General features: G+C 43.9%; 19 protein-coding genes. 13 read left to right on the top strand and 6 right to left on the bottom strand.

What is annotated here, in order from left to right; genetic code table 11:
- Nucleotides 1-37 precede the first annotated feature (37 nt).
- On the top strand, nucleotides 38-2,932 hold the full coding sequence (locus MMA19_RS11385) for an HD domain-containing phosphohydrolase (protein ID WP_240206253.1): 2,895 nt from the start codon (nucleotides 38-40) through the stop codon (nucleotides 2,930-2,932).
- A gap of 74 nt (nucleotides 2,933-3,006) precedes the next feature.
- Here MMA19_RS11385 and MMA19_RS11390 read toward each other — a convergent pair whose 3' ends face one another.
- Both MMA19_RS11390 and MMA19_RS11395 read right to left on the bottom strand, forming a co-directional pair.
- Entirely contained in the window at nucleotides 3,007-4,029 is a 1,023-nt protein-coding gene (locus tag MMA19_RS11390; RefSeq protein WP_063602991.1) for a diguanylate cyclase, read from the bottom strand.
- Between the two features lie 239 nt (nucleotides 4,030-4,268).
- The gene (locus MMA19_RS11395) at nucleotides 4,269-5,510 is read right to left on the bottom strand and encodes an NADH:ubiquinone reductase (Na(+)-transporting) subunit B (RefSeq protein ID WP_240206254.1); all 1,242 of its coding nucleotides are present in this window, start codon (nucleotides 5,508-5,510) and stop codon (nucleotides 4,269-4,271) included.
- A gap of 65 nt (nucleotides 5,511-5,575) precedes the next feature.
- On the opposite strand from MMA19_RS11395, the gene MMA19_RS11400 reads away from it, so the two are divergent.
- The 3 genes from MMA19_RS11400 to MMA19_RS11410 are packed head-to-tail and all read left to right on the top strand — an operon-like array spanning nucleotide 5,576 to nucleotide 9,289.
- On the top strand, nucleotides 5,576-6,994 hold the full coding sequence (locus tag MMA19_RS11400; RefSeq protein ID WP_346657536.1) for a DASH family cryptochrome: 1,419 nt from the start codon (nucleotides 5,576-5,578) through the stop codon (nucleotides 6,992-6,994).
- Nucleotides 6,995-7,005: 11 nt separating this feature from the next.
- Complete coding sequence (locus MMA19_RS11405; RefSeq protein ID WP_240206255.1) at nucleotides 7,006-8,556, top strand: cryptochrome/photolyase family protein; 1,551 nt, start codon at nucleotides 7,006-7,008, stop codon at nucleotides 8,554-8,556.
- A gap of 7 nt (nucleotides 8,557-8,563) precedes the next feature.
- A complete protein-coding gene (locus tag MMA19_RS11410) occupies nucleotides 8,564-9,289 on the top strand; it encodes an SDR family NAD(P)-dependent oxidoreductase (RefSeq protein WP_240206256.1) in 726 nt (241 codons plus the stop codon).
- Between the two features lie 5 nt (nucleotides 9,290-9,294).
- On the opposite strand, the gene MMA19_RS11415 is transcribed toward MMA19_RS11410, so the two are convergent.
- The gene (locus MMA19_RS11415; RefSeq protein ID WP_081875819.1) at nucleotides 9,295-9,453 is read right to left on the bottom strand and encodes a DUF2256 domain-containing protein; all 159 of its coding nucleotides are present in this window, start codon (nucleotides 9,451-9,453) and stop codon (nucleotides 9,295-9,297) included.
- A gap of 133 nt (nucleotides 9,454-9,586) precedes the next feature.
- Here MMA19_RS11415 and MMA19_RS11420 point away from each other — a divergent pair, with 133 nt between their 5' ends.
- Genes MMA19_RS11420 through MMA19_RS11430 form a run of 3 tightly spaced genes read left to right on the top strand, consistent with a single transcriptional unit; the run spans nucleotide 9,587 to nucleotide 11,245 of the window.
- Nucleotides 9,587-10,384 carry a PhzF family phenazine biosynthesis protein gene (locus tag MMA19_RS11420; protein ID WP_240206257.1) on the top strand — a complete coding sequence of 266 codons (798 nt, stop codon included), beginning with the start codon at nucleotides 9,587-9,589 and terminating at the stop codon, nucleotides 10,382-10,384.
- Between the two features lie 43 nt (nucleotides 10,385-10,427).
- Nucleotides 10,428-11,009, top strand: coding sequence for an HD domain-containing protein (locus MMA19_RS11425; RefSeq protein ID WP_240206432.1), 582 nt, complete (start codon nucleotides 10,428-10,430; stop codon nucleotides 11,007-11,009).
- Nucleotides 11,006-11,245, top strand: a complete 240-nt coding sequence (locus tag MMA19_RS11430) for a GNAT family N-acetyltransferase (protein WP_006070294.1) — start codon at nucleotides 11,006-11,008, stop codon at nucleotides 11,243-11,245. Before MMA19_RS11425 ends, MMA19_RS11430 begins: the two co-directional genes overlap by 4 nt.
- A 59-nt stretch (nucleotides 11,246-11,304) precedes the next feature.
- Here the strand turns inward: MMA19_RS11430 and MMA19_RS11435 are convergent, their stop codons facing one another.
- Entirely contained in the window at nucleotides 11,305-13,158 is a 1,854-nt protein-coding gene (locus tag MMA19_RS11435) for a heparin lyase I family protein (RefSeq protein WP_240206258.1), read from the bottom strand.
- 532 nt (nucleotides 13,159-13,690) lie between these two features.
- On the opposite strand from MMA19_RS11435, the gene MMA19_RS11440 reads away from it, so the two are divergent.
- From MMA19_RS11440 to MMA19_RS11465, 6 genes are all read left to right on the top strand, one after another.
- Nucleotides 13,691-14,467, top strand: coding sequence for an alpha/beta fold hydrolase (locus MMA19_RS11440; RefSeq protein ID WP_006070296.1), 777 nt, complete (start codon nucleotides 13,691-13,693; stop codon nucleotides 14,465-14,467).
- Between the two features lie 425 nt (nucleotides 14,468-14,892).
- Complete coding sequence (locus MMA19_RS11445; RefSeq protein WP_171389933.1) at nucleotides 14,893-16,344, top strand: YfcC family protein; 1,452 nt, start codon at nucleotides 14,893-14,895, stop codon at nucleotides 16,342-16,344.
- A 598-nt stretch (nucleotides 16,345-16,942) separates the two neighbouring features.
- Nucleotides 16,943-18,163, top strand: coding sequence for an arginine deiminase (gene arcA / locus MMA19_RS11450; RefSeq protein WP_038227808.1), 1,221 nt, complete (start codon nucleotides 16,943-16,945; stop codon nucleotides 18,161-18,163).
- 38 nt (nucleotides 18,164-18,201) lie between these two features.
- The gene (gene arcC / locus MMA19_RS11455; protein ID WP_240206259.1) at nucleotides 18,202-19,113 is read left to right on the top strand and encodes a carbamate kinase; all 912 of its coding nucleotides are present in this window, start codon (nucleotides 18,202-18,204) and stop codon (nucleotides 19,111-19,113) included.
- Between the two features lie 95 nt (nucleotides 19,114-19,208).
- On the top strand, nucleotides 19,209-20,219 hold the full coding sequence (gene argF / locus MMA19_RS11460; RefSeq protein WP_240206260.1) for an ornithine carbamoyltransferase: 1,011 nt from the start codon (nucleotides 19,209-19,211) through the stop codon (nucleotides 20,217-20,219).
- 189 nt (nucleotides 20,220-20,408) lie between these two features.
- Nucleotides 20,409-20,894 carry an arginine repressor gene (locus MMA19_RS11465; RefSeq protein WP_050798595.1) on the top strand — a complete coding sequence of 162 codons (486 nt, stop codon included), beginning with the start codon at nucleotides 20,409-20,411 and terminating at the stop codon, nucleotides 20,892-20,894.
- 86 nt (nucleotides 20,895-20,980) lie between these two features.
- Here MMA19_RS11465 and MMA19_RS11470 read toward each other — a convergent pair whose 3' ends face one another.
- On the bottom strand, nucleotides 20,981-22,666 hold the full coding sequence (locus tag MMA19_RS11470) for an alpha-glucosidase (RefSeq protein WP_240206261.1): 1,686 nt from the start codon (nucleotides 22,664-22,666) through the stop codon (nucleotides 20,981-20,983).
- 32 nt (nucleotides 22,667-22,698) lie between these two features.
- Nucleotides 22,699-23,718 (bottom strand): LacI family DNA-binding transcriptional regulator, encoded by a 1,020-nt coding sequence (locus MMA19_RS11475; protein ID WP_006070303.1) that lies wholly within the window; start codon nucleotides 23,716-23,718, stop codon nucleotides 22,699-22,701.
- Nucleotides 23,719-23,851: the final 133 nt, after the last annotated feature.

Here is a 23,851-nt window from a genome sequence, read left to right on the forward strand (position 1 = left end):
TTATTAATTATCAGCTAATTAGTTTTAGGTACGTGAAATGGATTTCAAGAAGGCGGGCAAAAGTTGGTTCCGTTACCCGCTGCACATACACATATCGAGTTTGTTTATCATCATTGTGATGTTGGTGTGTGGTGTGCAGTTATGGCTTACGTATTCAAGCTTAAATAAAGTATTGGTCGACGCTAATGACCATCTATTTGATCGAATATCTGGTGAAGCGAGAGCTAATTTGCTTCATCATTATAGTCCTGCATTTTCGACCGTCACTGCGTTTTCCAAAGGGCAGTTGAGTCGTTTTTCAACACATGAAGAACGTCTAAATTACGTCCCCGAAATCAGTTATTTATTATCCGCTAGCCCTTCTATTTTTTCCTATACTTTAACACTACCTAATGGTGACCATTTTAGTGTTTATCGAGTATTTGACCGTAAGATCCAAAAAGGTTTTGAGGTTTCTCCTGAAGCACATTACGTGGTGTTTAGTTACTATGCTGATCAGCAACTCTTGCACAGATACGAATACAATGAAGCACACGAATTAGTCAATTTTACCTCGCAAGATGGGTATCAGACCGACTTAAGAGACCGAGAGTGGTTTGATATAGCCAATCGTGACTCTGTAGCGATGTCGGCTCCCTACTATTTTCAAAAACTGGGTAAAATTGGTGTCACGGTATCAAGGCGCTCAGAGAGCGGAGCGGTGGTCGCGGCGGACATCACCTTAGATCAAATTTCCCAGGTGCTTGCCGAAACCATCAGTCGCAAATCTTCATTTCGGGTGCTCTACGATGAAAGTGGGCGCTTGTACGCCTACAGCAACCCGAAGCAAGTAATCATTCAAGAAGACGCTTTGGATAGTGCCACCATTCTTATTGAAGATATTGATAACCCAGTTGTTCACGAAGCTGTTCTGTTATTTGGCAATACGGTAGATACCGTACATGAGTTTTATGTCGACGGTGAAAAATGGATAGGTAAAGTCACCAAGTCGGTCAACAACTCGGGTCATGACTTGTATTTGATGATGATGGTGAAATCCACAGAGTTGTTGGATAAGTCTCAAGTTATCGCCAAGCGATCGATTCTGACCTCTGTGATCGTCTTATTGGTTGCTCTCCCTTTTGTGTATATTACAGCACAGCGCGTTTCTGCACCGATTCGAAGGGCAACACTACGGGCACAGAAAATTGAGAGTTTTGACTTTTCTAAAAAGACACCGCAAAAGTCACATATCAAAGAGATTCATGACTTATCTCACGCCCTGTTTGGTATGCAGCAGACGTTGTCTAGGTTCTTGCTATTGACCAATGCGATTGCAAGGCAAGACGAGTTGAAACCTTTGTTGGATTTAGTGGCTAACGGAGCACTAGATGCGACCAGTGCGAAGCGTGCTTTGTTGTATCTAAGTGATGATGACAACGTGTTGATTCCGCACAGTGTGGTCTCAAAAACGGACGATAAGTTTGATCTCTCTGAACTGTCACCAATTGATGCAAAGAATCCAGATGTCGCGTATTTATTCGAATCTTTAAATGGCACCCGCCCAAAAGCGTTAGCGGTCGAATATCAGGAAATCAAACATGCTATTCCGCAAATAGGAACCCATGACGTATTCTTGTTTCTACCGTTGTTAGACAGAGGCGGTCAGGTGTTAGGTGGTTTCGGTTTGATTATTGAAAATGAACAGCTTGATACGTTGTCGACCACACGTTTGCCATTTATTGAATCGTTAAGCGAATACGCTTCTGTTGCCATTGAGTCTCAGCAAATTCTTGCTAATCAAAAAGCGTTGCTTAACTCGTTTATTGAGGTTATGGCGGGAGCGATTGATACGAAATCTCCATACACGGGCAATCACTGTCAACGTGTTCCAGTACTAACAGAAATGTTGACCAAAGCGGCCGAGCAGTCTGAAGCCGAGCCATTTAAAGACTTTAAGCTGTCATCTGAAGAGTGGCAAGAGTTGCAACTTGCAGCTTGGCTGCATGATTGTGGCAAGGTGACGACGCCAGAACATGTGGTTGATAAAGCAGTGAAGCTAGAGACAATCTATAACCGCATTCACGAAATAAGAACACGATTCGAGGTGCTTAAACGTGATGCACATATCTTGATATTACAGCAGGCCCTAGGTGAACCATTATCGTTGGAATTACAACAAGAGCTTGATGCTACATGGAAGCACATTGATGACGATTTTGCCTTTATTGCCGCTACGAATGTAGGCGGTGAATTTATGACGGACGATGCGGTGACACGTCTTCATTCTATAGCTCTGAGGCAATGGACTAAAACTATTGATGAAGGCCAAGGGTTGTCTTGGGAAGAGCGTCGACGTTATGAGCAAGCTGAAACAAAACCTGGTGAAAGTGAGTCGGTGTTGGCCGATCAGCCATATCATGCCATTCCATGGGCAGTTGAAACAGAGCCTTCGACTCGATTTACGCTTAAAAAACCGATGTATCAGAATAATTTGGGAGAGCTGTATAACTTATCGATTCGCAAAGGCACGTTAAACGATGAGGAGCGTTATGTGATTAACAACCATATCGTTGAAACCATTAAGATGCTGGAGAGTCTGCCATTTCCAAAAGGAATGCGTAATGTTCCTGCTATAGCTGGCGGTCATCATGAAAAAGTGGATGGAACGGGATACCCTATGGGGCTCAAAGCCGATGAAATGCCGCTTACTGCCAGAGTGATGGCGTTAGCCGATGTCTTTGAAGCGTTGACCAGTGCAGATAGACCTTATAAAGAACCCAAGACGTTATCAGAGTCGATTAAGATCATGTCTTTTATGGTCAAAGACCAACACCTTGATGCAGAGTTATTTAAGCTATTCTTGACGTCTGGGGTTTACCAAACATTTGCCATGAAGTTCTTAAACCCTGAACAGATTGATGAAGTAGATATAGAGCAGTATTTATCGTGACGTAATAAAAGGGGCAGAGAGTGAATTATCTGCCCTTGTTATTCTAATTTATGACTAGGGTTTTTACTGAGCGATTAAAAAGGCATAACTCGGTTGCGGCCTGCTCGTTTGGCATCATAAAGCATCTTATCTGCGCGATCGACCAGTGAGGTGTAGGTATCACCTGCTGTAAATTCAGCGACACCAAAGGAAGCGGTAATATTGCCGACCTTTGAACCATTTTTTCGATCTTTAATCGTCATTTTTTCAATGGCCAGACGCAGTGCATCCGCCATTTGTCTTGCCACTCTCAAGGACTTATTCGGAATGATCAATGCGAATTCCTCTCCGCCAAAACGGTAGGCAGTTATCCCACCTCGACAAGCTTGTTTTAGACGTTGTGAAATACCTTTTAAGATCGTATCACCAAATAGGTGCCCGAATTCGTCATTGAATTTCTTAAAGTGGTCAATATCCAAAAAAATGAGGCTCATTGGCTGCTTAGCATCGCAGAACATGTTGAGGTCGGCGTCAAACGCTCCGCGATTATACAATGACGTCAAACTATCGAATAACGCATTGCATTGAACCTTAGCCAACTGTGATTTTAGGCGCGCTATCTCATCGCTGGCGTTTTTTAGTTGGTTATGAATAAAGTCGGTTGAATGGCGAATGTCGTTTGCTTCGTCAACCAACTGTTGAATCAAAGGCATTACTTCATCAAGTGTCGGATCGCGCTGCGATTCTATTTGCGTGCTTAATCCGTCAAAACTTTGCTCAAGCACTTTGGAGAACTGTGATGTATCGGCGATGGCATCCGTCATTGAACTTGAAACTTCAGTAACTAGGGCTTCCATATTGTGTTTGAGATCTTGCAAATTAACTTCGGCTTTGCCGGCAATATGGTCGCGATAAAGTAGATTGGTGTTTGCTGGCGGTAAAATGTCGAAATCTTTGAGAATAGCGTCAACTTCAGCGTTCAGTTCTGGAATGGTCTGATCGACATAAGTATACCAAAGTGCATAATTGGCAGGCGTCGCGGGAACGTGGTGTTTTACCATCAATGGTACTGCTTTTTTTAAATTAGCCGCCGATTTCTGAAAATCGTTCTTTTTCATGATCTAACTATTGTCCTTGGCTCATTCTGATTGGCGAGGCTTGCACTTAATTTGAACTCAGACTCTTCTGGTCCGATTATTTATAATTATCCAACGAGTTCAGTAGTTTGTCACTTTAGAAAGTTCAGTTTTTGAAAACGGACTCAAATATTAACGTGATTTTGGTTCAATAATGGCGCTATTTATAAAATGCATTAAAATTAACGCCATTATTTGTTGGCTGTGTAAATTTGTAGCGTCTAATTGCTAATGCGTCTCTCTCGCCGTCTAACTACGGCCTCTTTCACGAAGTGGTCGAATAGCGGTGCGAATAAATTAGCAAATAATATGGCGAGCATAATACCTTCCGGATAGGCTGGGTTGAGCACTCTGATACCAATAGTCATAACTCCTATCAATAAACCATAAGCCCATTTCCCTGTATCAGTAAACGCAGCGGACACTGGGTCGGTTGCCATAAAAAAGGTACCAAAAGCGACACCACCAATGACGAAATGCCAATAAACGGGCATCGAAAACATAGGGTTGGAATCCGAACCAATGGCATTCAGTAAAGTGGCGGTTACGGTGAGGCCAATTAAGACTCCCGCCACAATTCGCCAAGAGGCGATTCCGATTGCTATCAAGAATATACCCGCCAACATAATCAGTAATGTTGATACTTCGCCCATAGACCCAGGCTGGTTGCCAAAGAAAGCATCCCACCACGTTAATGGTTGTCCGGTTAGGGTACTATAAAGGGCACTCTCCCCACCTTCATACCATTGGCTTAGCGGTGTAGCGCCCGAATAACCATCTGCGGCGACCCATACGGCCCCTCCAGACATTTGAGCGGGGTAGGCGAAGTAAAGAAATGCCCGTCCAGCGAGAGCCGGATTTAGAAAATTGCGCCCTGTACCGCCGAAAACCTCCTTAGCGACCACAATACCAAAGGTTATCCCTAATGCTGCTTGCCAAAGCGGGATAGTTGGCGGGAGGATGAGAGCAAACAAGATTGAGCTGACAAAGAAACCTTCGTTAACTTCATGCTTGCGGACGATAGCAAAAAGGACTTCCCAAAAGCCGCCCACAATAAAGACGGTGAGGTAGACAGGTAAGAAGTAGCTAGCGCCAAACAACATTTTACTTGCCCAGCCCGCCGCAATCAGATCATTGGCAGACCCAAATGCCAATGATAGGCGCCAGCTTTCGGCGATCATTTGATTGATTTCTTCTGGGGAATAGGTGACCGATAGCGCTGCGACAGTCTGGTTGCCAATATTAAACATCCCCCAGAACATAGCGGGGAATACAGCGATCCAAACCATTATCATGATGCGTTTGAGGTCAATACTATCCCGCAGATGTGTCTGTCCTCGAGTGACGTGCCCAGGCGTGTAAAACAACGTGGCGACTGCCTCATAAAGTGGATAAAAAGTTTGGTATTTGCCTCCCGCTTCAAAATGAGGAGCGAGTTTATCGAGGTTTTTTTTCAATGACATCCCAAAGCCCTCCTTGAGGTGTTGTTTATAGCTTCAACAAAGTTTCTACGTGATGGAATCACAGAATGACCAACTCTCTTCTAAGCTATCAAGGGTGTTACTGCGTATCAGATGTCTGGGAAAAGATGACGTTGGGAAATGGTATGTCAAAAAGAAGAGGAATTTATTGGTTCAACCATGATCTCCGGTTGCACGATAATAAGTTATTACAAAAGGCCAGTGAGCACGTCGACAGACTGCATTGCGTGTACTTTGATGAGCTGAAAACCATGTATGACAGACGCTTTCTGCCGGTAGAGATAGACGATTCAGCGAAGCGAGAGTTCAAAATGCAGGCGCTGGGTGAGCTGAACCAATCTCTGATGCAACTCGGGCAAGTACTACATCAAGTTTCAGTCACCAGCCTTGATGAGGCCGTGAGCCAGCTAGAACAGATGTTCGACTATTATTCGATTACTGACCTGTATGTAGCGAACAGTGCAAGCTGGTACATTGACTATGTGGTTACTAAAGCGCTCTTCAAGCGCACCGATATCGTTTTGCATCGTGATGATACCGAGTCCTTATTTCACCAAACGTTACTGCCTTTTGACTTAGAAGACTTGCCACATTCTTTCACTCGTTTTAAGAACAAAATGGAAAGCATTGTAGTGCCGTCCCCATCTCAAACTACGACCCAGCTACCACCTCCAATGAATAATCGAGATGGCCTCCCTGCCAGCTATGGGTGCGAACCTTCTTCTTTGAAGCTTCATGGCAGCGTTCGTGGAGGTGAACTGGCGGGCTTAGGGCATGTGCGAGACTACTTTGCTACTCAGGCGGCGCTTAGTTACAAATCCACACGCAACGAACTCGATAACTGGAGCAGCTCGACCAAATTTTCTCTCTGGTTAGCCAACGGCAATGTGTCGCCCAGAGCAGTGGTGAATCAACTACACCGTTTCGAGCAAAAGCATGGTAGTAACGAGTCCACTTACTGGATTCTGTTTGAACTACTCTGGCGCGAGTACTTTCATTGGTACAGCCACAAACATGGCGCCAAGCTGTTTGCATTTGGTGGGATACAAGACAAGCGTCCCCTGACCACTTTTTATGCCTCAAGATTACGTCAGTGGGTCGAAGGCAACACGCCGTTTCCCATTGTGAATGCTTGCATGAACCAACTCCGCGAAACGGGTTACATGTCTAATCGGGGGAGGCAGCTGGTCGCGAGCTGTTTGGTGCACGAGCTATCACTCGATTGGCGCTATGGTGCGTGTTATTTCCAGCACATGCTTATTGATTATGATGTCGGGTCGAATTGGGGAAACTGGCAATATTTGGCTGGAGTAGGTGCTGACCCGAGGGGAAATAGAAAGTTTGATCTAGATAAACAGACCCAACTCTATGATCCTGAAAATGTTTTCATCCGTAAGTGGAAAGGTGACCAGCCAAATTCTCGTTTGAACGCGGTGGATATGGCGGATTGGCCAATTCAGGATTGATAGGAATGAAAATGGGATACAAAACGCTGAGGCTCGTCTTAGGTGACCAGTTGGATAGCCAACATTCGTGGTTCTCTGAACAGGACAATGATGTGCTCTATCTAATCGCCGAACTAAAGCAAGAATCTGAATACGTGACGCATCACATTCAAAAGCAAGTGGCGTTCTTCCTATCAATGGAAAGCTTTGCGCAAAGCCTAATGCAGCAAGGGCATCACGTTCACTATCTCACTCTAGATGACACTTGTGCTTTTGACTCTTTATCGGAGCTGATTGCCTCAGTTGGTGAGCAATACAACATCGTTAGATTTGAATATCAAAGGCCAGATGAATATCGTCTACTTGACCAACTGTCTCACTTTTCTCACCCACAATTTTCAGCCACTTTGGTGGAGTCTGAACACTTTTTACTGCCTTTTTCAGAATTAGAAACCTATTTCGTGAGAGGTAAAGCATTAGTCATGGACCACTTTTACCGCAAAATGCGCAAGAAACATGGCGTGTTGATGGAAAGTGAAACTAAACCGCTTGGTGGTAAGTGGAGTTATGATGCCAATAACCGCAACAAACTGAAAAAATCTGACATAGAAGCGCTACCCACACCGTTATTGTTTGCATCACCGACGAAGGAGACGGTGTCTCGGATAGAGCGTCACAACCTAAACTCGATAGGACGAATTGAAGAACAACTCATTTGGCCTATCAATCGCTCTCAATCTCTCACTCTACTGGCACACTTTTGCCAAGTCTGTTTGCCTAATTTTGGCCGTTTTCAAGATGCCATGACGGAACAGCATGAGAGTCAGTGGAGCCTGTACCATAGCCGCCTTTCTTTCTCGCTCAACTGTAAGATGCTATCCCCTCTAGAAGTGCTATATGCAGCCATTGAGCAATATGCTCACTCTGAAGGACAGATCACACTTGCGCAGATTGAAGGCTTTGTCCGACAGATACTCGGTTGGCGTGAGTATATTCGAGGCATGTATTGGAGCAATATGCCAGACTACTTGACGACCAATGCGCTAAAAGCCTCTAGGGCGTTACCTCAATATTTTTGGAACGGCGAGACAAAGATGAGTTGTATGAAGCGAGCCATCACTCAGTCTCTTGATTTCGCTTACGCTCATCATATTCAGCGTTTAATGGTGACTGGTAATTTCGCGTTGCTCACAGAGTTGGATCCAGACCAAGTAGAGCAATGGTATCTTGGTATTTATGTTGATGCGATTGAGTGGGTAGAAATGCCCAATACACGAGGTATGGCTTTATACGCAGATGGAGGACTTATTGCGACCAAACCTTATGGTTCCAGTGGTGGTTATATCAACAAAATGAGTGATTATTGTAGTGGGTGTTTTTATAACGTCAAAGAGCGTTCAGGCCAACAAGCCTGTCCTTTTAACGGCTTCTATTGGCGGTTTATGCATAAGCATCGTGAGTGGTTGAGTAAGAATCCTCGTACGGCGATGATTTATCGAACTTGGGACCGGTTGGCGCCCGATGTTCAAGATGAACATCTTACAACGGCCGAAGCAAACTTAGCTCGAATAGAGCGCCTGTGAGGTAGAGATGCAGCCATTGAATGTTTTGATCGTTGGTGCTTCCGGAGGGATAGGGAGTGCGTTATGCCAGCAGATTCTGACTCATACCAATGCCAATGTCTTTGCTACTTATCGCCGTGCTCAGCCTAGAGTGCAGCATGCGCGATTGTGCTGGTATGCTTTAGATGTCACCGAAGAAGATGATTATAGCTCGTTAACGACGTCACTCGATGCTGAGGTTGACCATCTAGATTGGGTCATCAATTGTGTTGGTGTCTTGTCGATAAATGAGCTCACTCCTGAAAAGACTTTAAAGGCAGTTACCTCTAACAACCTTATGACCAGTATTCAAGTTAATACCCTGCCTACTTTGCTGTTAGCAAAGCACGTTTTACCTTTTCTCAGACGCTCGGATGCTCCCCGCTTTGTTACCATCTCTGCAAGAGTGGGAAGTATTGACGATAATGAGTTAGGTGGCTGGTACAGCTATCGCTGCTCAAAAGCCGCGTTGAATATGGCGGTGAAGAACATAAGCATTGAATGGGGGCGTTTAATGAAACGTTCTTGCACGATAGCTTTACATCCAGGGACCACGGACACAGCACTTTCTCTGCCTTTTCAAGCCAATGTGCCAGAAAAACAGCTATTCGCGCCAGATAAAAGCGCAAATTTACTGTTCCACGTTTTGAAAAATCTTAGTCCAGAAGACAACGGCCGCTTCATTGCTTACGATGGCAGTGATATTACGTGGTGACGTTGTTAACATTCAGACGATTTCTTAGCTCCGCGCGCTTTACTTGAGCATCGCTTTGAGCAATATCGAACTTGTTCCCAACAGTGTTGCCACTTTTTGCGCCAAGTGAAAGGCTTATCACAACCAATGCAGATCTTACTCGGTAGGTGGGCTTTTCGGTGCATATTAGCTACTTTTTGACTCTTTTTGTTATCTACGAATTGATAACAGGCGAGATCATCACCCATAACAATTTAAACTCCGCTCGCGATTATTTTATCTATCCTTTAAAGTAGTAACGGTCCATAAGGAGTTGTCATGCAGTTAGATATCTATCAAGTAAATGCATTTACCAGCGAGCCCTTTAAGGGGAATCCTGCTGGTGTGTGTATTACTCAAGAACCGTTACCCGCCTCATTAATGCTGTCTATTGCCAAGGAAATGGCGATCTCAGAAACCGCTTTTCTATCACTATCCGATAACAGATTGCGTTGGTTTACACCACAAGTGGAAGTAGCGCTTTGTGGTCATGGAACACTGGCTACTGTTAATGTGCTAGATGAGATAGGGCTGCTAGAAAAAGATGGAAAGTGCAGTTTTCATACGCTTTCTGGGGAGCTTCATGCGCAGAAAGTTGGTGAACGTATTTCCTTAGATTTTCCACTTTATCCTGCCAATGAGGCTAACATGTCGCTTGCGAAATTGGAGGCTCTGGGTCTGAAAGAAGAGGATATCGAGTTCTGGGGTGAATTCGAAGGTGGTAAAGACTTATTGGTGATGAAAAGTGAAGAACGCCTGCATCATCTAACTCCAAATTTTCACGCTCTTAACCAATGTGAAGGTCGAGCATTGGCGGTAACGGCTAAATCTGAGCGTAGTGATGTGGATTTCATCGTTCGCTATTTTGCTCCTTGGGTTGGAGTCAATGAGGATCCTGTTACTGGATCTGCCTATTGTGCATTGGCTCCTTATTGGGCCGATAAACTCAATAAGTGTTCATTAATTGGCTTCCAAGATTCTGAGCGCGGAGGCTACGTTGGTATGATGTTGAAACAAGACCGTATTGAGCTTAGTGGTCAAGCGATTACGCTTATCAAAGGTACTATCAGTGTTTAATGAGAAATGGGTTCCTCAGTTTCTGGACTTTATTCGAGCGGAAATGATCACTGATGCGGCGCATGATCTTAACCATGTATTACGGGTCGTTAATTGTGCTAAACGCTTATCAGTGACAGAAAACGCTGATTTGGATGTGGTTATTCCAGCGGCCTATTTGCATGATTGCTTTACTTATCCTAAAGATCATCCAGAACGTGCGAGCAGTTCAACTATCGCGGCACACAAGGCGTGTCAGTTTTTGAGATCAATAGGTTACCCAGAGCTGCATATTGATGCCATCCACCATGCGATTGTCGCGCACAGTTTTTCCGCTAATATCGCAACCGATTCTATTGAAGCTAAAGTAGTACAAGATGCCGACAGATTAGATGCATTGGGTGCTATAGGTGTTACACGTTGTATTCAGGTTGCGACCAGTCTAGGTCGAACTTTGTATAGTACTGATGACCCTTTTTGCATTGAGCGTTCTGCTGACGATGCCAAGTTCACCATTGACCATTTTTACATCAAGCTATTTTCCATTGCAGACACAATGAAAACCGAAGCGGGTAAACAGGAAGCAATCAGTAGAGTGGCGTTTATGAAACAATATCTAGCGCAATTAGGGCACGAAATATCATGATTGAACATCAACAAGATAGACAGAGATTTGTACTCTCTTCGAACGGGCAAGACTCGGTATTGGATTACAAGCTTTCGGGTAATACGGTTAATTTTACTCACACCTTTGTACCAGAATCACTGCGTGGAAAGGGCGCTGCAAAACAGTTAGTCGATCAGGGTCTTGCGTGGGCTAGAGAGCAAGGCTATCAGATTGAAGCCGACTGTTGGTATGTGGCTAGATTCTTGAGTAGATAACCGTACCTTGGGTTAGCTTAGCGACGGTTTTCACACCGTCGCTGCAAGAGTGACGAAGGCTAACGTTCTGTGTCAAATGGATACGGGTCTAAGCCATTACTTTTACCGTCATCGTCACTGTCATTATAGATACCATCCACGGGGGAGCGTCCCCAAGCATCCAACTCTCTATTAATGGCTTTAGAGACAGAAACGTTGTCGAAATAGATTGTCCTAGGACTGCGAATTTCTGTATACATTCCGATCTTGGTGTAGCCATTATTGCTAATCAGCATGTTTTTACCTTTCCGGTCGAGCTTCAGCTCACCATTGACCCAGACTTTTACTCGTCCATCGTCGGCCAAAGACTTTTTAAAGTAGATACGAATATCAGTCCATTGGTCTTGTGGTGCAACGCCTAAATCGATCACCGGATAGTTAGGTGCGTGGAAGCTGAGTCTGAAAAGCCCATCATTGCTTAGACGCACTGCGGCGTGAGGACCAGAACTGAATGACTTCCACTGTGCCAAGATAATGGAGTACTTAGTGATGGTCTGCCAAGATGCATCGGGGCGAATACTGGCACTAAAATAGAAGTCATCTCCCGGTGCGTACTGATAGCGGCCATCCATAAAGGCTGTTTCGCTTCGATAAGCTGGTGGCTCGCCGTAAAACTTCATCACATGATTACCTGTGCGAGCCCAGTCTACTTGAGCTACCTCGTAATAGTGATAGCTGGCGGGTATTTTGGTGAGTGAGTCGTAACTACTAGAAAAAGAGGGGGTTAGTTCCCCAGGTAAGCCGGAATCTGCTAGACCGTTTTCCCAACCAGCAGTGTATATGGTGGCTGGATTTTCGATTGTCGTGGTTCGGTCGATTTGAATGTCGACCCAAGCTGGTTGCGATCGGTTAAATCCGTCTTCTACATGGTAGAAGAAGCCATCTAAGCCGACAAAGTCAGCATTTGGCTGATATAGTATTTGTCCTTCGACAACGGTAACTGTTCCATAGTTTGGTTCAGATGCAATGACGATGGTTAGTTCATCACCTTCAGGGTCTAGGTCGTTTGCTAACACATTGCATAGTAGTGCTTGGTTCTCTAAACCATTGCAGCTATCTGGGGAGATAATGGTGACCTCATTTTTCCACCTTTCTGGGTCAAGTGGATAATCATCGTCTATATCGGCAACACCATCTCCATCATCATCAATGTCTTTGTTATTTCCAATGCCATCGCTGTCCGTATCGAGAGACTCGTTAGGGTCATAGGGAAAGGCATCTTCGGCATCAACGACACCGTCGTTATCAGAGTCTTTGGAAAGGGGCGATAAGTCAAACTGCAAGCGATCAATACGGATTGAACCTTCTACTGCTGCGAGCGTAAACGTATGTTCCCCTTTAGTTAACCAAATGGTTTGAGGTGAGGTTTGCTCAAATTCGCGAGTAATCTGGGTGGAGGAAAGGAATGGAATCCGGAACAACACCTCTGTGCCCTTACGCAGTTCTACATGTTTGGTTTTGTCGGCAGAAGAACCTAACCAAGCAGAAAATTCGTAGTAGGCATCCTCTTCGATTTGTACGGTGTAGTTGATCCATTCGTCGCGCGCAAACCGGCCAACGTGTACCTGTCCATCACTGTGAGTAGAGAAGTCCACACCATCGTTACGGTATTGCTTTCCCCCTCGGTTCTCTGGTTCTTTGTCGAAGTAGGCGATGCCTTGTCCACCAAGGTCGTAATCTTCCGCTTCCACAATGGAAGGTAATCGGTGAATAGGTAAGGCAGACTTGGTGTCGTCCCAGGGATAAATATCTTCAAGGTCGGGAACTCCGTCGCCATCAGAATCGACATTGGCGAAGGTCAGTGAGGTACTCAGCAGCATCCCCAACATCAATGCGGGGAGAATCATTGTAGGGTAACTTAATCTTGTTCTCATAATATATTCCTTAGTTATTTACGCCTGTTACGAGCTCTGGTCGCAACATGTAATAGGCGGAGCAAATTGGAATTAAATGAGTGCACTCTTCAACACCTTAGAAAGTTTGGAATGCATATCAAACAGGTTTTATATTGATTCGGTGAATGTATGTTGGGAAAGAAAGGCTATTTCTACGCATTAGATAGAAAAATAGCGACTAAGGCTCAAAATTCACGAATAAGTTCTTTAGCCAATATATACGTGATACCAAGGGTTAATACGGCAGTAATTTTGTTAGTGATGGACACATAAAAACAGTGAATATAATAAGATTTCTTTGCGATCGGTTAGTAATGAGCGCATAAGTTTTAAATTGTCATCTTTCACACTCCAGCACATTGAATAACCGATTAAAAACTCGGCGGTAAAGTGGTTTTTGATTTTTTGTAAATTTACTTAGATTTGGAATGAAAGTCTTACAGAGATGGTGTAGAAGTGGTTAAACCACTTTGATATTCTTGGGGTGGGTATCGAGGTTAGGAGGCGTAGAATGAAGTGGAAAGTCAGTATGGCAATATTGACCGCTCTTGCTCTAGTGGGTTGCAGTAAGCCGGAGATAGAAACCGTCGATAGTGAACTAAATGCACACCACTTAGATCAAGTTGTTGTAGTGCACGGCTTAGCGAGAAGCGCTTGGTCGATGCAGAATATGTCAAAAGATATTGCCAAACAAGGCTATCAAGTCTGTGTCGTGGATTATCCAACACTTCGCCAGCCTATTGAAAATACGCTTGCCGAGAGTGCGAAGGAGCTCTCTCGATGTATTGACGAATTTAATCACTCAAAAAACCTTGTCACTAATCAGTCGAAAATTCACTTTGTTGGGCATTCATTAGGTGGGTTGGTGATCCGCTCGTACTTGGCACAGCACCCTGATTTTGTCGACTCATCGGAGATGGGAAAAGTGGTGTTTGTTGGTACTCCCAACCATGGTAGTGATGTTGCTGATTTCTTTTCGGACACTTGGATGCTATCTCTAGTGGGTGGTACCGCTGAATCGCTAACAACCAGTCCTAATTCATTCCCAAACAGTTTGCCAATTCCAAACTACGATTTCGGTGTCATAGCAGGTACGCAAAGCTACCCGGTTTTCAGTGGCATGTTTAGCAAGAGCAACGATGGGCTAGTCTCGGTGGAATCGACAAAACTTGATGGTATGCGAGACTTTATTGAAGTAGATATCAAACACGATAGGCTACGTCGTGATCCTTATGTAACCTCATTGGTACTGAACTTTATTGAGACCGATAAGTTCGAATCGAAATAACGTAGCATTATAGAACGATACGATAGTGTTAGTTCTTTAGTGCTGCGGCATTTTGTCTCGTGACTTCGTTAGCTAATAGCATTTTGAGTGACATTCTTCAAAAAATAGAAAATTCATTTCATTAGATATTTATAATTATATATCTGAATAAATATCCAAATTCAAAAGTAGTTATCATTTGAGATTGTTTTGTTTGCGAATATTCTTCAAAAATATCTAATTATTAATCCAGACAAATAATTCTATTTCAGCGGCCATTTAACTATTGCAAGAATAAGTGTGAACAAGGCACCAGAATAACAGTAAATAAAGGCGTATATTTTCTTTGAAATTATGATTAGTAATTCTTATGGCTTCAATGTGGTGATTGAATGTAAAACATACAGCTAAAGTAGCAGGATAGCCCTTCTACTAAGGAGAATACTATGACTACCCACGTCGTTCACGAGCCGAAAAAGTCGGGAGGCTTTTTTGCAAATTTCAAGTTTCCCTCAGCCTATACCATTTTATTTGTGTTGATTGCTATCGTTGCAGTCATGACCTGGATTATTCCTGCGGGTCAATATGAGAGAGTGATGAATGAAGATCTGGGCAGAGAAGTTCCAGTGGCTGGAACTTATTCTAGCGTAGAAAGTAATCCACAAACTCCAATCGACGTCTTAATGGCTCCTATTGATGGCTTCTATGATCACAATAGTTATGAAGCAGGTGCAATCGATGTCTCGTTATTTGTATTAGTCATTGGTGGCTTCTTGGGATTAGTGACTAAGACCGGAGCGATAGATGCTGGAATTGAGCGTGTAACTCACAAGTTAGAGGGTAGAGAAGAGTTGATGATTCCCATCCTTATGGCCTTGTTTGCCGCGGGTGGCACTGTCTATGGGATGGCAGAAGAATCTCTACCATTCTACACACTTCTCGTCCCAGTAATGATGGCAGCTCGATTTGACCCACTTGTAGCGGCCGCTACCATCTTATTGGGAGCTGGGATTGGAGTTCTGGGTTCCACAATTAATCCATTTGCTACGGTGATTGCTGCGAATGCATCAGGTATTCCTTTTACCGATGGTATTTTATTGCGTCTAGCCATGTTAGTGCTTGGGTGGATCATCTGTGTTGCTTATGTCATGAGATATGCTCGAATGGTCAAGGCTGACCCGTCTAAATCCATTGTTTATGATAAACACGAGGAGAACAAGGCTCATTTCCTCGGTAATAAAGGAGAGGAAAAACTCGATTTCACTACAACGAGAAAAGTGATTTTAGCGATCTTTGGTGGTTCATTTGCTGTAATGATATACGGTGTTTCGGTTGCTGGCTGGTGGATGGCAGAGATCTCTGCGATGTTCCTAGCCTCGTCTATCTTGGTTGGGCTTGTCGCTAGAATGAGTGAAGAATCTTTCATCAATAGCTTTATTGAAGGAGCGAGAGACTTACTCGGAGTAGCTTTGATTATTGGTATTGCTCGAGGCATCGTTGTTGTGATGGACCGAGGGATGATCACTGATACCATATTGAATTCTGCGGAACATATTGTCACTGGTCTTTCTTCGATCGTGTTTGTTAATGTTATGTTTTTCCTAGAAATATTATTGTCTTTCTTGGTGCCTTCGACTTCTGGACTGGCTGTGTTGACGATGCCGATAATGGCTCCTCTAGGTGATTTTGCCGGTGTTGGTCGAGAGTTGGTTATTACAGCGTATCAATCCGCTTCAGGGCTGGTGAATTTGATAACTCCAACCTCTGCTGTTGTGATGGGAGGTCTTGCCATAGCTCGGGTTCCTTACGTGAGATGGCTGAAATGGGTGGCTCCACTAATGGCTATTCTGACCGTATTCTGCGTGGTAATGCTTAGTATTGGTACGCTTGTCGGTTAAATGTTCGTTTGCCTAGTCTTTATACTGGCCCATTGCTATTAGCAGTGGGCTTTTTTTGTTGCAGTTTCTGAGTTAGCTGCGAAAGATAGTCGTCACTTCTATGCCCTTGTGACGAAATACCAATTTTTCTCCTTTTTGTTTGAATATGAGCAGCGTTCTATCGCTTATGTCCGACGGTCTCTTGAATGTGATATTTATCACGAAAATAGACTAAAAATTGTTAATGGATACAGAGGAGGTGAGCTAGGAATAGGTAACTAACAAAAGCCAATGCATATTTCTTCCAAGTAATCACATCCATTAGAATTAATAATGCGAATCAAGTTTCTTAAAAGAACGTAACTATGACTGCTTCACGAATAATCCATGCATACTATTTCATTTAATATGCGAGATTAATTCTCGGTAATTATATTTATCAAGGAATAAATATTGTTAACAGCCACTTTTATGACGCCTTTGTTTACATATATATTTGTGTGATCGGTGTCCAATATTATTTTGAATGATTGGTACATATTAATTACACCACAACGAAGCTATTAATATATTCCATAAAGAACGATTTTGGTTCTTATAATATTAGAGAGACATGATTATGAATAAACTATATGTTGGTTCTGAAGTTGGTCAGTTACGCCGTGTCTTAATACATCGTCCACGACGTGCTCTCACTCACTTAACGCCTTCTAACTGCCATCAACTGTTGTTTGACGATGTACTAGCGGTAGAGAAGGCTGGCGAAGAGCATGATGTTTTTGCCAAAACACTAGAATCACAAGGTGTTGAGGTTTTACTTCTAACAAATTTACTTGCTGAAACTCTCGCTATTTCAGAAGCAAAAGATTGGCTGCTAAATATTCAGGTTTCAGATTTTCGTTATGGCAATACCTTTGCCAACGATGTGAGATGTTATTTGAGTGATATGCCAAACATCGAATTAGCTAAAGTACTTACTGGGGGCTTGTCATTTGGTGAAATGCCGCTTGAGTCTTCGTCAATGTTGCAATCTTTATATAAAGCTAACGATTTCATTATCGACCCGTTGCCAAATCACTTATTTACTCGTGATACATCATGCTGGGTTTATGGTGGTGTCTCTATCAACCCGATGGCGAAGGTCGCTCGTCAAAGGGAAACAAATCATTTACGTGCAATATATCGCTGGCATCCGACCTTTGCTGGACAAGACTTCATTAAATACTTTGGTGATGAGCAGCAATCGTATGATCACTCGACTATCGAAGGTGGAGATGTACTGGTCATAGGCAAAGGCTCTGTGTTGATCGGCATGTCTGAGCGTACCACGCCACAGGGTGTAGAGCATTTAGCATCGAGCTTATTTAAGAATAACCAAGCTAAGCAGGTTATTGCTTTAGAACTACCGAAAGATCGCTCATGCATGCACCTAGATACGGTTATGACACACATGCGTGAGGATACGTTCTCCATCTACCCTAATGTTATTCCTGATGACGTGAAATGTTGGAGTCTTACTGGTGATGAATCCGGTCGAGTAACGGCTACGCAGCAGAGTTCGTACATTACGACGATCGAAAAAGCGTTACAGGTCGACAAGTTAAATCTTATCACTACTGGAGGCGACAACTTCGAAGCTGAACGTGAACAATGGAATGATGCAAATAACGTCCTGACGGTCAAACCCGGTGTTGTTATTGGTTACGAACGCAATACCTATACCAACGAGAAGTACGATAAAGCCGGCATTACCGTACTACCAATCCCTGGTGATGAGCTTGGCCGCGGCCGCGGTGGTGCGCGTTGTATGAGCTGCCCAATTGAACGTGATGGTATTTAGTCACTTCGCTTTTCATTACCTGTATTGGATAAAAGATTATGAAGAAACAAACTATCGTTGTTGCTTTGGGTGGTAATGCCTTACTAAAGCGCGGAGAGCCACTCGAAGCAGAAGTACAACGCCACAATATTGAAATCGCGGTTAAAACCATATCGGAAATTGTCCTGCAATATAACGTCGTTTTGGTGCACGGAAATGGCCCTCAAGTCGGGCTATTGGCATTGCAAGGACTGGAATATAAGAAAGTGAGTCCTTACCCACTTGATGTATTGGGTAGCGAGACACAGGGCATGATTGGCTACATGTTGATGCAAGAGTTCAAGAATCAAATGCCCAGTAAGAATATCACCTGCATGTTGACCCAAATGACTGTGGATCCAGCCGATCCGGCATTCAAAGATCCTACCAAGTTTATTGGCCCTGTCTATGACAAGCAGGAGGCATGTGAACTGGCTGAGAAATATAATTGGACTGTGAAACCTGATGGTGATTATTTCCGCCGTGTGGTCCCAAGTCCATTACCAACTGGCATTGTTGAGCACGAAGCTATCACCTCCCTTATTGATGAGGGGCACCTTGTTATTTGCACTGGTGGGGGGGGTATTCCGGTCACGCATAAAGATGGCAAGCTGGTTGGAGTTGAGGCGGTGATTGATAAAGACATGTCGGCAGCTTTCCTTGCCAAACAACTTCACGCAGACCGATTACTGATATTAACTGATGCCGACGCCGTTTACCTAGATTGGGGTAAACCAACTCAACATGCGTTGAGAGCCACGACACCATCAGAACTGTCACGTTACCAGTTCGATGAAGGTTCAATGGGGCCTAAAATTGATGCCTCGTGTGAGTTTATTAATCAAGGTGGGCAAATGGTGGGGATCGGCGCGCTACAAGATGGTCTTCGCATTCTTGAAGGGACCGCAGGTACCACGATTTCAAAACACTAATTTTGTCGTCGAATACGTATTTAAATTAAAGCACGAGCGTGTCAGTAGCAGAGTGATGTCGTGACTGACACGCATAGATAGAAAAGGAACACAATATGGCTTTCAATCTTCGCAATCGCAACTTCCTTAAACTTCTAGATTTTACTCCTCGTGAGATTCAGCACTTGCTTGAGCTGTCCATTGAGCTAAAAAAAGCCAAGTACAACGGATACGAACAACCTCGTTTAATAGGCAAAAATATCGCGCTCATCTTTGAAAAAACATCGACCCGCACTCGTTGCGCTTTTGAGGTGGCGGCATTCGATCAAGGAGCACAAGTTTCTTATCTTGGGCCTACGGGATCGCAGATCGGCCATAAAGAATCAATGAAAGATACCGCTCGGGTACTTGGGCGTATGTACGACGGGATTGAGTATCGCGGCTATGGTCAATCTATCGTTGAAGAGCTTGGTGCTTATGCAGGTGTACCGGTTTGGAACGGCTTAACAGACGAATTCCACCCAACTCAAATTCTTGCAGACTTTATGACCATGATGGAGCATGCTCCAGGTCGTCCATTGCAAGATATTCGCTTTGCCTACTTAGGGGATGCTCGTAATAACATGGGCAATTCGTTAATGGTAGGCGCGGCAAAAATGGGTATGGAAATCCATTTAGTTGCGCCAAAACAGTTCTGGCCTGAAGAAGCACTTGTTGCGGAATGTCAATCCATTGCTAAACACACCGGAGCGAAAATTATACTCACGGAAGACGTACGTGAAGGTGTTCAAGGATGTGACTTCCTATATACAGACGTTTGGGTTTCTATGGGTGAAGCAAAAGAAGCCTGGGCTGAACGTATCAAGTTGATGCTGCCTTATCAGGTCAATATGGAAATGCTCAAAGCGACAGGCAATCCAAACGTGAAATTCATGCACTGCTTGCCTGCTTTTCATGGCGAAGATACGACGGTGGGTAAGTCTTTATCAGCAGAATATCCAATGTTAGCTGATGGCTGCGAAGTGACCGACGAAGTGATTGAATCCGAGCATTCTATTGTCTTTGATGAAGCGGAAAACCGTATGCACACGATTAAAGCGGTAATGGTCGCGACCTTAGGTAGCTAAAGGGCTAGCATATTGCATGAGAGGAACAGGAATGTCCTCTCATCTTAACTAAAGTAGCAATAAGTTGCTGTAACAATGCGATTGGATCGGGATTTTTCAGAACGATTAATTGTTACGTTATACCAGCGAAACAAATACAAGATCACGAACCCACTCATGGATGAGTTTCAATATTTTACAGGTGATAACATGTATGAAACTCCAACTTGTAACGACATGCTCGATGTCGATCAAAAACTGACAGATGTATGTAAGAAGCTTCTTCAGCAGCAGAGCTTTACTACACAGAATAAGCTCCGCGAAGCACTGGTAGACCTTGGTTATGATGGGATTAGTCAATCGACGGTCTCTCGTCTATTGACCAACCTGGGAGTAGTCAAAGTTCAAAATGCCTGCGGTAAAAAGGCGTATTGTCTAACGTCGGAGAACAGCCCTGTTCGTGTTGACTCTTCTATTTCGTCACAGATCGAGCTGATCACTAACAATCAGTCTCTCGTTGTCGTGAAAACTCACCCTGGAAGTGCCCAGCTTATTGCTCGCTTGATTGATATTGACCCGCACGCTGATATTTTGGCGACTATTGGTGGCAATGATACGATTCTAGTGATCCCGAAACAGGCTTCTGAAGTGAGTCGATGTGAGCGTGTCGTTAGAGCCAGGCTTGGTGCACTGTAGCCATATTGATACAACACGATAACTGTTGTACCCCAACAAAAAAGCAGCGATGTTGTTAATCGCTGCTTTTGCTAAATTTGCCTTAGTTATTCAATATCAATGATCATGGCTTGATAAGGCTTCAATACTAGCTCGTGTAGTGAGCTTGGTGCATCATCATAGTTATTTAGTACGACTTGTTTCACACCGTATTGGTAGGTTCTCTCTAAGGTACTATCAGTAAAGTTAGCAATGATAAGCAAAGATTTTTCGCCGCTCGAGCGAATATATGCGTAGACTTCACTGTCTTGTGGGTCGAGTAACGTATGATTGCCATAAACCACAACATCCCCATATTCTTCACCTTGGCGCAGTTGGATAAGCTGGCGATAATGATGATAAATGGAATCCTCGTCGTTAACCGCGTGTTCTGCATTGATCTCCACATAGTTTTCATTCACTGGGAGCCAAGGCGTGCCTGTAGTGAAACCTGCATGAGCTTTTGTATCCCACTGCACTGGGACACGGGCATGGTCACGAGAGAAGTAGTTTAAAAACTCAATGGCATCATCATTGGAAACGCCACGTTCAATCATTTTCTGGTAATGGAACTTCGCCATGAGGTCATTAAACTCTTCGATGTTATTGAAGTGCTTATTGGTCATGCCGATTTCTTCACCTTGATAAATATACGGGGTGCCGCTCATCATATGTAAAACCGTGCCGAGCATTTTTGCACTGATGATGCGATATTCAGGAGAGTCAGAGCCATAACGCGATACAGTACGAGGTTGGTCGTGATTACTCCAATACACACTATTCCAACCTTTCTGGTATAAGTCTTCCTGCCAGCGCGACATGATTTCTTTGTACTGAACTAAGTTAAAATCTTTTTTCACTGCATTGTGTTCTTCGCGGTCGATGCTGACATGTTCGAATTGGAAGATCATACTAATTTCATTGCGATCAGGGTGAGAGTAGTAACGGCCATCCAGTGTTGTGGTGAAGGGAGTTTCGCCTACGGTGAGCACATCGTAATGCTTCAGAACTTTATCGTGCATTTCACGCAGATATTGGTGCACAAGTAGGTTATTTGACCAATGCTCCCAACCAGCGACTCCAGCGTCAAAAATGGTTGCATCTGGATAGTCTGACGGTTTGCCGATCATATTAATGACGTCCATTCGGAAACCACCTAAGCCCTTTTTCAGCCAAAAGTGCATCATGTCGTAGACTGCTTCACGTACCTCTGGATTTGCCCAGTTTAGGTCAGGTTGTTTATTGCTAAACAGGTGCAGATAGTATTGGCCGGTCGCTTCATCAAGTGTCCACGCTTTAGGCTTGAAGAAAGATTCCCAATTATTGGGTTCACTGCCATCTTCTTTGGGATCTTTCCAAATATACCAATCGCGTTTTGGATTATCCTTACTGCTTTTGGATTCGATAAACCAAGGGTGTTCATCTGAGGTGTGGTTTACCACGAGATCCATGACAATTTTGATACCGCGTTTATCCGCTTCGAATAGCAGCTTTTCCATATCGGACATGGTGCCAAATTCTGGTGCAATTTCACGATAGCCAGAAATATCATAGCCGTTGTCATCCATCGGAGATTTATACACAGGACTGAGCCAAATGACGTTCGCGCCAAGGGCTTTGATGTAATCCAATTTTTCTATAATACCTGGGATATCACCAATGCCATCTCCGTTAGAGTCGTTGAAACTTCTTGGATAGATTTGATAAACGACAGCGTCATGCCACCAACGCTTTTCCAGTTGTTCCGTACTCATGGATCAATTCTCCTTAGCAAGTGAGGTAATGTCTAACTGCTGGTACGAATAATAAGCTCCGTATCCAGTTGGATAGATTCGTAGGGTAGTTGGCCGAGCGCCATCTTTGCAGCGATTCGGCCTTTATTCTCAATAGGCTGCTGAATAGTCGTTAAGCCGGCCTCTGCAGCTTTGGGTATTCCGTCAAAGCCAACAATTCGAATATCGATGTTGATTTCTCTAGCCACTTCCAGAGCGGCCAAAGCGATTTTATCGCTCATACAAAGCAGTACATCCACGCGCTTAGGGGCCGTTAGTGTGCCACGCAACATGGTTTTTAACGTTGTTTCGTCAAGATCGTGAATTTGCCAGACATTTTCGAATGACAACGGTATGCCGTTTTCCTCGAGAGCTTTTTTGTAACCTTCAAAACGACAACGAGAAACGGATTCTTCGCTGGTATAAAGATTGTCGAGGTTGGCAAGCGATAACGATGTTGATGGCTCAAGACGCAGCCCCAAGATAAGCACATTGTCGTCGGATGAATGAATGGCATGCATGGCTATGTCGTAGCTTGCTTTGCGGTTGTCGACATTGATGGATGGAATGTCAGGCAAGGCGAAATCGACTGCCACGACAGGCTTATGCTGGCGTAGTATCAGGTTGATTATGCTTGAGTCCACAGGTTTACCATAAACTATGAAACTATCGGGGATAGTTTCAACCTGCGTATTCTGATAGTTGTCACTGCTTGATGGCAGCAACAGCATGTTGACATGAGACTCGTCTAAAGTCTTTGATATTCCAGCTAAAAATTGAGTAGCTACTGGGTCGGTAAAGTTATAGGCGAGGTTGTCTGCGAGCAAAACTCCGATTACGCCGGTCTTTCCGGTGCGTAAGCTTCGTGCAGTGATACTTGGGCCTGTGTAACCGAGTTTTTCACATTCAAGCAGAATGTTCTCTCTCAGCGCCTTCGAAAGTTGGTTTGGACGGTTGAAAGCGTTTGATACGGTAGCCGTTGATACACCTAGGTGAGCGGCGACGGTTTTCAATGTAGGTTTCTTCCGTTCCATATCAGTCATTGTCCATATTTATATTATCTGCGATCTAGAATAGCGAAATTTATCAGTTGAGTCTAAATCGATTAAGAAGGAATGCGAAATTAAAATTTCATAGCCATTATAATTTGTTTGATGCTTGTCACTT

The organism is Vibrio sp. CyArs1, assembly GCF_022432925.1.
GTDB lineage: Bacteria > Pseudomonadota > Gammaproteobacteria > Enterobacterales > Vibrionaceae > Vibrio > Vibrio mediterranei.